Source organism: Microvirga sp. 2YAF29 (genome assembly GCF_052114605.1).
In the GTDB taxonomy this organism is placed as follows: Bacteria; Pseudomonadota; Alphaproteobacteria; order Rhizobiales; family Beijerinckiaceae; genus Microvirga.
On the sequence record NZ_JBFRFB010000003.1, the window covers coordinates 47,483 to 61,571 of the forward strand.

A 14,089-nucleotide genomic window follows, 5' to 3' on the forward strand; every position below is an offset into this window, starting at 1 on the left:
CAAATTATGCATGGCTCGCATGCGACAATTCTGTCTGCTACTAAAGTCGATCAGTGCTTATATCCAACGTAACAAGAATAAAGAGGAACGCTGAGCTGAAGGGTCTCGCCGCCAAGCTTTTGGAGATGACCCCATGACCACAGCCATTTTTGCTTCTGCCTTCGCCGGTTCCAGTGAGGCCCCGTCAAAACCCGCAGGTTTGATGCGGAGAATCCTGGATGCGATGATCGAAAGCCGGACCCGTGCCGCAGCGATCGAGCTGCGCCGCCACGAGGCTTACATCGCCGACCTGCAGCGCAAGCAAGAGCATTCCCCGTTCTTCTTGATGCAGGACGAGGCCCTGCCTTTCAAAGTCTGAGACCTGTTTTTACCGCTAAGAGAAAGCCAAAATCATGATCATCGTCGTTGCCCTCAAGGCCGTCCGCGACATCTTCGGCGAAGCCGTTCAGCTCCGCCGTGAACTGGCAAAGCGCTATCCTGGCCTGATGGCCGAGTAAGTCTCACGAAAGCTCTTTGTTCAGCGAGGTTGCGGACGTACGCTGCCCTGCTTCAGCACAAGGGCTGCCCAACCTTCCAGATCGTAGCGGCGCTGGAGATACCAGCCATGATGCGCATAGGCTGAGAGCACGCCGGGAACGTCATGGGCCAGAAGGCCTGACAGAATGAGCGTTCCATCGTTAGACGCTACCCTGACAAGCGAAGGTGCCAGCATCCTTAGGGGCTTTGCCAGAATGTTGGCGAAGATCAGGTCGAAATGACCGGGGCGGTCGGCATCCGCATGGCGCGTGCCGGGGCCGACATACAGCTTCATCCAGGGTGCGATGCCGTTGAGGCGCGCATTCTCCTTCGCCACCCTGACGGCCTCGGGGTCGATATCTCCCGCAACCACCGGACGCTTCAGAACCTTTGCCGCGGCAAAGGCCAGGATGCCGGTGCCCGTGCCCACATCCAGCACATGGCGAGGGGTGCGGATCTTCAGCTCATCCGTGAAAGCGCGCAGGCACCCCAGCGTCGTACCGTGATGGCCCGTGCCGAAGGCAAGCCCGGCCTCGATCTCGATGGCGATATCGTTGATCCGGCGCTCGTTCCGATCATGCGAGCCATGCACGAGAACGCGGCCCGCGCGGACCGGCTTGAGGCCTTCCAGCGAAGACTTCACCCAATCCTTCTGCTCCAGGGGCAGAAACACTCCCCGGTCCGCCTCCTCGCCGATAATGGGGCGAACAAGGTCGCGGATTGCGTCCTCGTCCGGCTCATAGGCGAAATAAGCCTCCAGCAGCCAGGGGCCGTCCTCCACCGTCTCGAAAGCGGCGACGGCCGTCTCGGCGGGGTCGAAGATTTCTCCGATCAGATCCGTCATCACGCGCGCGGAGCGCTCGTCGGTGGTGATCCGGAAGACATGAGTAGGGCGATTGGGGTGCAGACCTTCAAGCATGGAAATCGCCTTATCACTGCTTTCGCCGAAGGTCACGCACCTTGTCGATCAGGCGGCAGCGCTTGCCATCTGAAGGTGCAGGCCGTCGATGGAGGCGCGGTTTCGCCCTGAGGACTTCGCCCTGTAAAGCGCCGTATCGGAACGCTCGATCAGATCCTGGATGTCCCGGTCGCTGTCGCGCGCATAGGCGCCGCCGATGCTCACGGTCACGGACAAGGGCTGCCCCTGGTAGGAGATATCGGCGATCTCCACCGCTCGGCGGAGATCCTGGGCCACACCCATGATCACGTCATGGCCAATCTCGCGCAGGAGAACGACGAATTCCTCGCCGCCGAACCGGGCGATGATGTCGGTGGAGCGCAGGACCTTGGTCATCGTCGCACCGACAGCGCGGATCACCTCGTCGCCGGCCGCGTGGCCGTAGGTGTCGTTCACCTTCTTGAAGAAGTCGATATCGATCACGAGCACGGCAAAGCCGCGCCCGTATTGGTGGAACTGATGGAAAGCATCATTGCCCATGGCGTCGAAGCCGCGCCGGTTGAGGAGGCCGGACAAGGCATCGGTTTCCGCCAGCTGGCGCAGGGCGGAGATACTCTTCTCATGCTGGGTGGAGGCATCGATCGCGCGTTGCTCCGCTGCGCCCGCGCGGCGCAGAAGCGAGCGCAGGGCCGCCGAAAGGCGCGTGACCTCGGCAGATCCCTCCACGCGTGGAAGAAGGGTCATGTTCGGATCGCGTCCGATCCGGTCGGCGGCCTCCGTGATCGTCCACAGGGGACGCGCGATGCCGCGCGCAATGAAGAAGGCACAGACGAGACCGACGAGCGCCATGGCCACGCCGAACCCGAGGATCGTCCACACGATTCCGTAAGCGGCGGCGAAGGCGACACTGTCCGGCTGGCGGGATACGATGATCCAGTTGAAGCCGGGATAATCCCGGTAGCCCGAGGCGACGGCGTAGCCGGTGAGGAACTGGTCCGCACCGGTATTGTCCTCGAACGCTCCCTGTTTGGCCTCGCGCATCCGCTTGATGCTCTCGTCGGAGAACGGCTTCTGGCCGACCCGGGGGCCGAGCAGCATGGTGCCGTCGCTCCCGAGGATCCAAAGCGACTCTTCCTGCCGGTTCGAGTGATCGAGCAAGGTCTGCCGTGCCTCATCGGCCCAGGTCCAGCTCAAGTGGGCGCCGAGCACGCCGATGATCCGGCCACTCGCATCCTGCACGGGGGTCGCCACATCCACGAAGCGGAAGGGTTCGTTGTTCGGCGTCGCGCCGAGGAGGCCGGCCAGAAGCTTGGCCTCGTGCACGTCTTCGACGGCAGGCCCTTTAAGGCCATGCTGGAACCAGGGCCGCGACTGGACGGATTGGCCTTCGAGCATTCCCTGCGTCGCAGCCTTCACGATTCCGTCATTGGTGGCGAATCCGATCCAGGCATAGTCCGGAAACGACTTCTGAAGCTGCTCGATGACCTGCCGAATCTGAGCAGGATCACCCGTCCAGATGTCTCGCAGGGGCTCCATGGCGGCGATGTTGCGGGCTTCGCGGAAGCGTTCGAACATGCCGCGGTCGAGCAGGGAGGCCATGGTCGCCGCCGTGCGGGCGGCGTCCGACATCACGGCCTCGCGGATGCGCTGCTGGGCGATATAGGCAGCACCAATAGCGGCTCCGCAGACAAGGCCCAGGCACAAGAGGCCGACCAGAAGCGAGATCTGCTTCTGCAAGGACAGATGCCGCATCCCAATCTTTCTCATCGCTGGAAGGCCCCGTTCACTTTTAGCGGCGATCCTCTCTTGGGAGCCGTCTCTCTCGAATGATCGCAATCGCGACCTTCCCTCAACTCTTACAGAACAACGTTCTCGCTGAGAAGGGGCTCATACACGGGGTTTCGTATGAGCGATGTCTTCCCGGCAAGACCCCATGACGACTTGACGGCCAAGGTTCACGAAATCCGCTCGTGATACTCGCATCAGGCCGTCTATCGCGCCGGGCAGGAGAGCAGGACCGCATCGCTCGAGAGGGCCGGTTCTGCACCCAGTCATCTTTGTGGTGCCGCGGGCCGGTCAGCCGGCCTGCAATTCCGCTTCCGCAGCCTTGAGGCTTGTTAGCCTCTCGGCTTCCTTGTCCTTATAGGCGCGCTGCGTATCGGTGATGTAGTCGCGGACGATGGGAGCGGCATCGCGTTTGCGGGCAAGCTGCATGTGGAACACGAGCTGGCTGCCTGTCGTGAACATGGTCTCCGCACTGATGAGATAGAACTCGAACATGCGGCAGAAGCGCTCGTCGTACATGGCCGCGATCTTCTCGCGGTTCGCCTCAAAGCGGCGGTGCCAATGGTTGAGCGTCTTGGCGTAGTGCAGGCGCAGGAACTCAAGATCCGTCACCCAAAGCTGGTTCTGCTCCACGACGGGGAAGACTTCCGACAGGGCGGGGGAATAGGCGCCTGGGAAGATGTACTTGCGCAGCCATGGGCTTGCGGTGCCGGGCGGGCTCATCTTGCCGATGGAGTGCAGCACCATCAGGCCATCGTCGTCGAGCAGCGCATTCACCTTGGCGAAGAACTCGTTGTAATGATGAACGCCCACATGCTCGAACATGCCGACCGACACGATGCGGTCGAAGCGCCTGTCCATCTTGCGGTAATCGAGCAATTCGAAGCGTACGCGATCCGACAGGCCCGCACGCCGCGCCTTCTCGTTCGACAATTCGTATTGCTCCTTGGAAAGCGTGACGCCGGTGACGTCTACGTCTTCCATGGAAGCGAGATAGAGCGCGAGATCACCCCAGCCGCTTCCGATGTCGAGGATCTTCAAGCCAGGCTTGAGCTGGAGCTTGGATGCGATGAGACGAAGCTTGTTCTGCTGAGCCTCTTCGAGCGTATCGTCATCGTTGACAAAATAGGCGCAGGAATACTGCATGCCCTTGTCGAGGAAGAGTTTGTAGAAGTCGTTGCCGAGATCATAGTGATGCGCCACATTTTGTTGCGCCTTGCCGACCGGATTGGCCTGCTGAAAGCGCTTCACGGTCCGCGAGATGCGCTTGAGCACGTTCTGCAGCGGATAATTCGCCAGCGTCGAGCGGTTCATCGAAAACAGGTTGAGAAAGTCACGCAGGCCCGATCCATCCTCGAAGCTCATGCGCCCGTCCATATAGGCCTCGCCCGCATGAAGCTCGGGGTTCAGGAAGAGCTTGTGGTAAAGCGATTTGTCCGTCAGCCGCATTGTTACGCTGGGGCCGGGCTTCTCCCCGCCGAAGACATGCACACCGCCCTCGGCATCGATCACCTTCAAGGTGCCTGCGCGGATGAAGGATTTCAGCATGTGGGACAGGGGAAACATTGAGGCCTCTCAAGCTTAAGCGATCTGCTGCGGATGGTTCCACAGTTGCAGGCATATGGCTAGTGGGGCGTCACAAGGTGATTATTGCCAGGTAATTTCCTGCGTCATGCCCGGGTTTGTCCCGGACCCGAAGGGCCATGGCGGAGGCGTGAAATTCTGCGTCTTTGGACCATGGTGCGGTTGAAAGCATGGATGACCGCAACAAGTGCGGCCATGAGAACAGTGATCTTAACCCAATGCCTCGACGAAACTGTCGAGCACCATCTTTCGTCCTGCCTTGTCGAATTCGACCGTGAGTTTGTTGCCGTCTACGGCCTCAATCGTGCCGGGGCCGAACTTCGTGTGCAGCACGCGGCCTCCGATGGCGAAGCCGGAGCTACCGGTGGATTTTGCCACAAGCTCGCCTTCGATCATCATCGGTCCACGACGCTCGCCCGAACGGCGGGCGGAATAGCCGCCATCATCGGTGCTCGCACGATGAGCCTGCGCGCGCTGCCAGCCGGGCGTCTGATAGGACGAGCCGCTGAAAGGCTGCGTGCGGTCGAAGCGTGAACCCCCATAGCCGCCGCCATAGGAGAAGTTCGCGGGCGCTTCCATGATCTCCACATTGGCCTCGGGCAGATCGTCGATGAAACGGCTCGGCACCGTCGAGTTCCAGAGGCCGTGAATGCGGCGGTTGGAGGCGAAGTAGATCTTCGCGCTGCGGCGCGCGCGGGTGAGGCCCACATGCGCGAGGCGCCGTTCTTCCTCCAGGCCTGCGCGTCCGCTCTCGTCGAGCGCACGCTGATTGGGGAGCAGGCCCTCCTCCCAACCGGGCAGGAATACCGTGTTGAACTCAAGTCCCTTCGCCGCGTGCAGCGTCATCAGGCTTACGCGTTCCGTCGTGTCGCTCTCGTTGGCTTCCATCACCAGAGAGACATGCTCAAGGAAGCTCTGAAGATCCGGGAACTCCTCCATGGAGCGCACAAGTTCTTTCAGGTTTTCGAGGCGCCCCGCCGCATCGGCGGATTTGTCCTTCTGCCACATGTCGGTATAGCCGGATTCTTCCAGCACCGTCTGGGCGACTTCAGATTGCGACATGGTCTCGGACAGCTTCGACCAGCGTCCGAACGAGATCAGCAGATCACGCAGCGTCGCGCGCGGTTTCGGTTTCAGCTCATCGGTTTCGACGATGAAGCGCGCGGCTTCCACCAGCGGCACGCGGGCTGCGCGCGCATGGTTGTGCAGCACCTGGATGGTGGCATCGCCGAGGCCGCGCTTGGGCACATTCACGATGCGCTCGAAGGCAAGATCGTCGGCAGGTTGGTTGACGACGCGCAGATAAGCGAGCGCGTCACGAATTTCCGCGCGCTCGTAGAAGCGTGGGCCGCCGATGACGCGATAGGGCACGCCGAGCTGCACGAGGCGATCTTCGATCTCGCGCATCTGCGCGGAGATGCGCACGAGGATCGCAACCTCCGAGAGCGGGTGCTGCTTGGAATGAAGTGCCTCGATCTCTTCGCCGATCAGGCGCGCCTCGTCCTCGGAATCCCATGCGCCGGTGATCGAGACCTTTTCGCCGAGTTCGTCCTCGGTGCGAAGCGTCTTGCCGAGACGGCCCTGGTTCTTCGCGATCAGCACGGAAGCCGCAGAAAGAATGTGTCCTGTCGAGCGATAATTGCGTTCGAGGCGGATCACAGTCGCGCCGGGGAAGTCGTGTTCGAAGCGCAGGATGTTGTCCACTTCCGCGCCGCGCCAGCCATAGATCGACTGATCGTCATCGCCGACGCAGCACAGGTTCTTGCGCTTCTGTGCGAGCAGGCGCAGCCAGAGATATTGCGCGACGTTCGTGTCCTGATACTCGTCCACGAGCATGTAGCGGAATCGTTCCTGATAGCTCTCCAGAATGTCCGGATGCTCGCGCCAGAGACGCAGGCATTCGAGCAGCAGGTCGCCGAAATCGACCGCGTTCAGAACCTTCAGGCGCTCCTGATAAGCGCGATAGAGCTTGCCGCCCATGCCGTTCGCATAAGCGCCTGCTTCACCGGCGGCGACCTGATCAGGGCCGAGGCCACGGTTCTTCCAGCTGTCGATGAGACCGGCGAGCTGGCGGGCGGGCCAGCGCTTCTCGTCGATGCCCTCGGCCTCGATCACCTGCTTCATCAGGCGCAGCTGGTCGTCGGTGCCGAGAATGGTGAAGTCGGAGCGCAGGCCCACCAGCTCGGCATGTCGGCGCAGGATCTTGGTGCCGATGGAGTGGAAGGTGCCGAGCCATTGCATGCCCTCGGCGACCTCGCCGATGGCGCGGCCGATGCGCTCGCGCATCTCGCGGGCAGCCTTGTTGGTGAAGGTCACGGACAGGATCTGCGACGGCCAAGCTTTCCCGGTGGCGATCAGGTGAGCGATGCGGGTCGTGAGCACCCGAGTCTTGCCCGTGCCCGCGCCGGCAAGCACGAGAACGGGGCCTTCCGTGGCTTCCACGGCGGCGCGCTGCTCCGGGTTCAAGCCGTTCAGATAAAGCGTTTGAGGCGCTACAGCGGCCCGCGCGCGGGCGCTCAAGGAACCGGCGGAGGGCTGGTGCGCAAGATCGTCGCTCGGGTCGGGGCTGTTGTCAGGCTGATTCATCGGCGCGACCATGGATCAAAAGGCGAACGGCGTCGAGCCCGGAAATGCCTGCCAAGGGGCCTAGAGGATAAGGGCTTCAACTCGCCGGCGTTGCCGGAAAAGGGTGTCACGCCCATATGGGGATTGTAAGCCGCAAAGGAAATGTCTTATGCGCCGAGCAATAGCCGCCGCCCTCTGCCTCAGCTTCGCCATGGCCTCCATGGCGGAAGCCCAGACGCGTCTGCCGCGCAAGACCCGTTCGGAGCGTCAGGTCGAGGACATCAACCGCAATCTGCAGCAGGAACAGCGCGTGCGCGGGATCGAGCAGCAGATTCAAACGAACAACAACCAGATCCGCCAGAATATCGACCGGCAGAGGACATTCGATAATGCGCCCTCGACCTTCAGGCCACGGTGTCCGGCAGGTGCGATCGGCTGTTAATGCCGCGTGCCTAAGGCGAGCAGGGCTTCATGAGCCTCTGATTTGACCGGAATGCCGATGACCCTTCCCAAGGGCTGCGGCTTGGCGAGGCGGCCGTGGGCTGCCTTCATGACGGCGAGATTGGCGCCGATATCGTCGGGGAAGGGGGTGACCTTGCGGGTTTCCAGGTTCACATGGAGAGACATGCCTTCCATCGTGGCGGATACCCACCCCTCAGTCGCATGGCGAATTTCCAGATAGTAGTGCAGGCGTTTCTCGTCATGATCGACCAGTTGGAAAGTCACGCGGACCGGGTCGTTCAGCTTCAGCTCACGCTTGTAGACGGTGTGGACCTCGGCCGTGAAGAAGGAGCCCTTCCGCTCCTCTGCATCATCCGGCCCGATGCCGAGAAGGTCGAACGCTTCAGCCATCGCCCGGTCGAAGATCACGTGATAGTAGGCCATGTTCAAATGGCCGTTGAAATCGATCCAGGCGGGCTCGACCCTCATCGTGGACGACACGAAGGGAGCGAAAAAGAACACCGGAGTTCGCTTCCTCATGGTCAATTCTTTCCCTCAACCGTGGCCACGACGGCTCTCCTCCTTGTGCAGGACATGAACGTTAGCACGTTCATCGGCTTCGTAAATCGTGTTGTTGCTTGATGTGTCATCCAGAGTATTGCGTTCATGCAGGTTTTGGTAGGTATGGATAACGAGCATCACAATCGGAACTGAAGCCAATATGAACGCCCCCCTTGCTTCCGGCCGTCCCCGGGCCGCGGAAGCCGCTATTGCCGCCCTTTCGTCCGAGTTGTCGCAGCGCTTCGGCGACAGGGTCGCAACCTCGGCCACTGTCCGCGAGCAGCACGGCCACACCTTGACCTGGGTGAAGAACCAGCCGCCGGATCTCGTAGTCTATGCCAGGACGACGGAGGAGGTCTCCGAGATCGTCAAACTTTGCTCAGGCAACGACGTGCCGGTCATCGCCTTTGGCACAGGCACCTCGCTGGAAGGTCATATCAACGCACCTTACGGCGGTGTTTCCATCGATCTGAGCCTTATGAAGCGCATCATCGCCGTGCATGAGGAGGATCTGGACTGCGTGGTCGAGGCGGGTGTGACCCGCAAGGAACTCAACGAGTCCTTACGCGATAAGGGTCTGTTCTTCCCCATCGATCCCGGCGCCGATGCCTCCATCGGCGGCATGGTGGCCACCCGCGCCTCCGGCACCAATGCGGTGCGGTACGGAACCATGAAGGACGTGGTGCTGGCGCTGACCGTGGTGCTGCCGAACGGCGAGATCGTGAAAACCGCGAGCCGCGCCAAGAAAAGCTCGGCGGGCTATGACCTCACCCGCCTCATGATCGGCTCCGAGGGTACGCTCGGCATCATCACCGAGATCACCCTGAAGCTGAACGGCATCCCGGAAGCCATCTCCGCCGGGATCTGCCCGTTCCCGAGCGTCAAGGCCGCCTGCGATGCGGTGATCATGACGATCCAGTCCGGCATCCCGGTCGCACGCATAGAGCTGCTCGACGAGGTGCAGGTGAGGGCGGTCAACCTGCACTCCAAGCTCACCCTGCCGGAAAGTCCGCTGCTGCTTCTGGAATTCCACGGCACCGACACCGGGGTTCAGGAGCAGGCGGAGCGTTTCGGCGAGATCGCCGTCGAGTTCGAGGGCGGGCCGTTCGAATGGGCGACCAAGCCCGAGGAGCGCTCGCGCCTCTGGCAGGCCCGGCATGACGCCTATTGGGCGGCAAAGGGCCTGCGCCCCGGCGCCCAATCGGTGGCCACAGATGTGTGCGTGCCGATCTCGCGTCTGGCCGAATGCGTGGACGAGACCAAGCGGGATATCCTCGAAAGCGGCCTCATCGCTCCCATCGTAGGCCATGTGGGCGACGGCAACTTCCACGTTCAACCCCTTGTGAACACGGACGATCCGGCTGAGATCGCCGCCTGCGAGGCTTTCGTGGACCGGCTGGTGCGCCGGGCCGTCGCCATGGAGGGTACCTGCACGGGCGAGCATGGCGTGGGCCAGAAGAAGATGAAGTACCTGGAACTCGAGCACGGCCCTGCTGCTCTGGGCCTGATGCGCGTCTTGAAACAGGCCATAGACCCGCACAACATCATGAATCCCGGCAAGATCGTTGCACTTTGACGGTGGAAGGATCCCCCGGGACGCTCCCGCTCGCATATGGCATGGTCTAAAGAGCCCTTAGAGCATTTTTCGGTGAGGTGGATCCGGCTCACCGTCAAAAAATGCGGTAACCAAAAGCGAGAGCTGATTCCATGCCAATGGAAACGGCTCTAATGAATCGGAGACGTTAAGCCTCTTGCGCGATATCCTGACGATCATCGCAGCCGTCATGATCCTGATCCTGGCGATCGCCGTCGCGGCTCCTCCGCTCATCAGCTGGGAGGACCACCGCGAGACGATCGATGGGATGATCTCGCGCGCGTCGGGCACTGAGGCGCGGACCGAAGGCGCCATCGGCATCCGGCTTCTGCCGGAGCCGAGGATCGTGCTGGATCGTCTGAGGCTCGGCGGCAAGACGCCGGATTCTCCGACGCTCACGGCTGACAGTGTCCATGCCGAGATCGCTCTGACGCCCCTCATGAGTGGCGAGGTGCGCTTCACGGAAACCAGGATCGGGCGCGCGGATATCCGGGTGCCGGTTTCCGGCAGCGGCAGCTGGCGCCTGCCTCCCGATCTCGTGGCGGGCAGCGGACGCAGCCGCGAATGGGCCATCGAGAGCCTGAGCGTCGGCCAGCTTCTCGTCACCACCCAGACGGCGGACACGGGCCGCACCAACCAGGCCTTTGCCGAGAACGTGCATATCGAGGGGCAGAAGCTGATCGGCCCCTGGCGCGTGGAGGGCACCACGTCCGGCGTTCCCTTTCGCCTCGTCACGGGCGAGCTGACCGAGGACAAGCAGGTCCAGGTCAAGCTGTCCGGCGGCGGCGATATCTATCCGCGCTTCGATATCGATGCACGTCTTGCCCTCGATGAGACAACCGGCGACACGACGGTGCCGGTCGTGACAGGCAAGGCGAAGGTGCTGTTCGGCCCACCGGCGCAGATTGCCGCAGCGGGCATTCCGATCCCCATTACGGTCGAAACCGACTTCAAGACGCAGAGTGGCGCGGTCGTCCTGTCTCCGGTCAGCATGGAGGCGGGCGAGGGCGGGGCGAGCCTTCGCATGACGGGCGAGGGCAGCATCGGCCTCGACACGCCGCGCATCGCCCTGAAGCTCGAAGGGCGGCGGCTCGATGCGGACAGTTTCATCCTGTCCTCGAACGGGCAGGACTTCAAAACCCGCCTTCAGGCATGGTCGCTGCCGCCGATCAGCGTGCCCATCGATCTCGATCTCAAGATCGACAGCATCGGTCTGGGCCAGGAAGACCTGACCAACGCCAATCTCCGCCTGTCGCTGGAGCGCGGCAAGGCACGTCTGGAGCGGATCGAGTTCAATGCTCCCGGCGAGACGCGGGTGGGTCTGGAGGGCGAACTCGGCCTGACCACGCAGGGCGGAATCGAAGGCAAGGTGGCGCTCGCCTCCAACGCATCCGACCGGCTGGCGCGCTATCTCGACCGTATCAACATCCGCTCGCCCTTCCTCGCGGTGCTGGATGGGCGCCCGGTGGAGATTTCCTCGGATATCGCTTTCAGCAATCCAATCCTCTCTTTAAACCGCATGCGCCTGAAGCTCGGGGATGCCGTCACCACCGGCAATGCCCGCTACACCGCGCCGGAGGGCAACGAGCGCGGCAAGCTCGAAGCGCAGGTCGCAATTCAGAGCCTCAACCTCGATCAGCTGCCGCACCTCTCTAGTGTCTTCGCAGCCACGCAGAACACGGATGTGGGCTTCATTCTCGAAGCGCGCGGCGTCAGCGCCGGCAAGAGCCAGCAAACAGGACGTATATCGGCCCGCGTCCTCTCGGATGGTACGGCCCTTATGGTCGAAGCCCTCGACATCGTGGACCTTGCGGGCGCCAATGCCCGCGTCAGCGGCCGTATCGCGCCGGATGGCTCGGGGAGCATCACCGGCAAGGTGACGGCGCAGCGCGCGGCACCTCTCGTCGATCTCATCGGCAGCGTCTGGATCGGTGGCGTATCCAAGCTCGTGCCGTACTTCCTGCGGGAAGGCGCGCTCGATGTGCAGGTGACGACCGAGCGCGTCGCCCCGCCGCCCGGCTCATCCGAGGTTCGGCTTCGCACGACCGCGAAAGGAACGGCCGCAGGCGGTTCCATCGACGGCAGGGTCGATTCCGTGGATGGGCGCACGCAGAGCCTCGACCTGACGCTCGCGACACAGACCACCGGGCGCTGGGTCAACCGGCCCAATGTGGCCGGCTTGAACCAGCCGTCCCAGGTGACGCTGCGCGGCACGCGCGTCGGCTCGGGCCTTTTCAACGTCACCATGGCAGGCGATGTGGCCGGCGTTCGGATCACCACCCAGCGGCCTTTCGCGTTGAGCGAGAGCGATGAGGTGGTGGATAGCGGCGAGGCGGAAATCGCGACCGCCGACTTCACGCCCTTCCTGCTCCTGCTCGGCGACGGCGCGGGCGTCAAGCCGCCGGTGCCCGTCAATGCCCGTGTGGTGCTGGGGCGCGTGCGGGATTCGAGCTCCTTCAACGTCACAGGCAAGATCGGCGGCTACGATGTGCAGGCTGCGCTCAATGCCCGCTCACGTTCGGAGATCGGCGGCGAGGTTTCCGTCGACAAGCTGTCCCTGCCGTGGCTGACGGCGGCTTTGGCTCTCAACATTCCCGGCGATCCCGCCGCTACCTCGATCTGGTCCACGAACAAATTCGGCCAGAGCGGGCGTCTGGTGAGCGGTGGGCAGGTGACGTTCCGCGTCGGGACGCTTGATCTGGGCCGCGGCCTTCAGGGCACGCGGGCGAGCTTCAGGGTCGAAGCGCAGTCGGACGGCATTTCGATCCGCGATCTCGAAGCCAGCATCGGCAACGGTCGCATGACTGGCGCCACGACCATCACGCGCCAGGGCGAATTGGCGACCGTGGTGGGCGAGGGCGCCTTGCAGGATGTGCCGCTCTGGGCTCTCGGTGGCGCGACGCCCTTCGAGGCGACCTTGTCGGGTTCGCTCAAGTTCGGTTCGGCGGGCGCAAGTGTGTCCGAGCTTGTCTCAGGGCTCGGCGGCGCCGGCGATTGGCGCGTGACGAAACTGCGCGTTCCCTCGGCGGACCCTTCCGTTTTCGACAGGGCGCTCAAGCGCGCGCTTTCTGAGAACGAGCCTCTTGCGGAGGGCAAGGCGGAAACAATCATCGGCACGGAGCTGGGCAAGGCACCGCTTGCGGCCCCGGCCGTCACCACGTCGGCGGCCCTCGTCGGCGGAGTCTTAAGGCTCTCGCCCTTCGTCGTCGAAGCTGGCCCCGCGAACTGGCAGGGTGCCGTTGTCTACGATCTCAAGACCCTGCAGCTCGACGTCCGTGGATTTCTTGTCTCCAAAACCTCGCCTCAGGGCTGGACCGGCGCTCCACCCTCCATCGGCCTGAACTGGCGCGGCTCGTTGGCGGCTCCGGTGCGCGAGGTAGATGCAGGCCCGTTCCGCAACGGCCTTGCCGCCATCGTGCTCAAGCGCGAGCTAGAGAAGATCGAGGCCTTCGAGCGGGCGGCCGCCGAGCGTCAACGTCAGATTCAGGCGCAGCAGGAGGCCGAGCGCCAGCGCGCGAGAGCGGCAGCTGAAGAGGCGGCGCGGCAGGCCCGCGCGCAGGCCGAAGCGGAGCGCGCGCGCCGCGATGCCGAGCGGCTTCAATCCGAGCAGCGGAATGCGCCGGACGAGACGGAGGAAGAGCCTGCGCCGAACACCCTGCCACCCACGCTTCCGCCCTTCAACATGACGCCGCCCTCGGCGTCTCCGAATGTGCCCAATCGCTAAACCTGGACACTGCTCTGCTGGCGGTCGCGAACATCCATGAGCACGAAGACGCGAATGGCGGAAGAGAGGTTCTGCTCGCCGCGTTCGCTGTCGATGCGCCCGATCAGGGATTGAAGGGAAATATTTTCGCGTCCGGCGATGGTACGGAGAATTTCCCAGAACGGCTCTTCGAGAGAAATGCTGGTCCGGTGGCCGGCAATCGAGACGGAGCGCTTGACGATACCGGCGCCCATCAAGGGGTCTCGCCGTCGTCGCGCTTATGGGAGTCGAGGCGGCGCTGTTCCAGCTCGCGCTCGGCTTTCGTCAGTTCCTTCTCCGTCTTGGTGCGGCCGAAGGAAATGCGGTTCTGGTCGGCGCGGGCCTCTTTATCGGCCCGCGTCTTGTTCTTGCGCGCCTGGCGCAAATTTATGATCTCAGCCAT

11 protein-coding genes are annotated in these 14,089 nt (G+C 63.0%); 4 read left to right on the forward strand and 7 right to left on the reverse strand.

All coding sequences use genetic code 11. The annotated features are described in order from the left end of the window. The first annotated feature begins 133 nt into the window (after positions 1-133). Complete coding sequence (locus tag AB4Y85_RS04930) at positions 134-358, forward strand: hypothetical protein (protein ID WP_441983751.1); 225 nt, start codon at positions 134-136, stop codon at positions 356-358. Positions 359-517: 159 nt separating this feature from the next. Here AB4Y85_RS04930 and AB4Y85_RS04935 read toward each other — a convergent pair whose 3' ends face one another. From AB4Y85_RS04935 to AB4Y85_RS04950, 4 genes are all read right to left on the reverse strand, one after another. Then, positions 518-1,435 (reverse strand): 50S ribosomal protein L11 methyltransferase, encoded by a 918-nt coding sequence (locus tag AB4Y85_RS04935; protein WP_441983752.1) that lies wholly within the window; start codon positions 1,433-1,435, stop codon positions 518-520. A gap of 48 nt (positions 1,436-1,483) precedes the next feature. Further along, positions 1,484-3,166 carry a sensor domain-containing diguanylate cyclase gene (locus AB4Y85_RS04940; protein WP_441983753.1) on the reverse strand — a complete coding sequence of 561 codons (1,683 nt, stop codon included), beginning with the start codon at positions 3,164-3,166 and terminating at the stop codon, positions 1,484-1,486. 324 nt (positions 3,167-3,490) lie between these two features. After that, entirely contained in the window at positions 3,491-4,765 is a 1,275-nt protein-coding gene (locus tag AB4Y85_RS04945) for a class I SAM-dependent methyltransferase (protein WP_441983754.1), read from the reverse strand. A gap of 228 nt (positions 4,766-4,993) precedes the next feature. Beyond that, a complete protein-coding gene (locus AB4Y85_RS04950) occupies positions 4,994-7,369 on the reverse strand; it encodes an ATP-dependent helicase (protein ID WP_441983755.1) in 2,376 nt (791 codons plus the stop codon). Positions 7,370-7,517: 148 nt separating this feature from the next. Here AB4Y85_RS04950 and AB4Y85_RS04955 point away from each other — a divergent pair, with 148 nt between their 5' ends. Beyond that, positions 7,518-7,790 carry a hypothetical protein gene (locus AB4Y85_RS04955; RefSeq protein ID WP_441983756.1) on the forward strand — a complete coding sequence of 91 codons (273 nt, stop codon included), beginning with the start codon at positions 7,518-7,520 and terminating at the stop codon, positions 7,788-7,790. Here AB4Y85_RS04955 and AB4Y85_RS04960 read toward each other — a convergent pair. Next, positions 7,787-8,329, reverse strand: coding sequence for an acyl-CoA thioesterase (locus AB4Y85_RS04960; RefSeq protein WP_441983757.1), 543 nt, complete (start codon positions 8,327-8,329; stop codon positions 7,787-7,789). The two genes, AB4Y85_RS04955 and AB4Y85_RS04960, sit on opposite strands and share 4 nt — an antisense overlap. A gap of 181 nt (positions 8,330-8,510) precedes the next feature. Between AB4Y85_RS04960 and AB4Y85_RS04965 the strand changes: the two genes are divergently transcribed. Together AB4Y85_RS04965 and AB4Y85_RS04970 are read left to right on the forward strand one after the other, a co-directional pair. Next, entirely contained in the window at positions 8,511-9,926 is a 1,416-nt protein-coding gene (locus AB4Y85_RS04965) for an FAD-binding oxidoreductase (RefSeq protein WP_441983758.1), read from the forward strand. Positions 9,927-10,101: 175 nt separating this feature from the next. Continuing rightward, positions 10,102-13,668 (forward strand): AsmA family protein, encoded by a 3,567-nt coding sequence (locus AB4Y85_RS04970; protein ID WP_441983759.1) that lies wholly within the window; start codon positions 10,102-10,104, stop codon positions 13,666-13,668. Here the strand turns inward: AB4Y85_RS04970 and AB4Y85_RS04975 are convergent. Beyond that, positions 13,665-13,901 (reverse strand): ribbon-helix-helix domain-containing protein, encoded by a 237-nt coding sequence (locus AB4Y85_RS04975; RefSeq protein WP_441983760.1) that lies wholly within the window; start codon positions 13,899-13,901, stop codon positions 13,665-13,667. The two genes, AB4Y85_RS04970 and AB4Y85_RS04975, sit on opposite strands and share 4 nt — an antisense overlap. Further along, positions 13,901-14,089, reverse strand: coding sequence for a DUF4169 family protein (locus tag AB4Y85_RS04980; protein ID WP_441983761.1), 189 nt, complete (start codon positions 14,087-14,089; stop codon positions 13,901-13,903). The genes AB4Y85_RS04975 and AB4Y85_RS04980 overlap by 1 nt, the downstream gene beginning before the upstream one ends.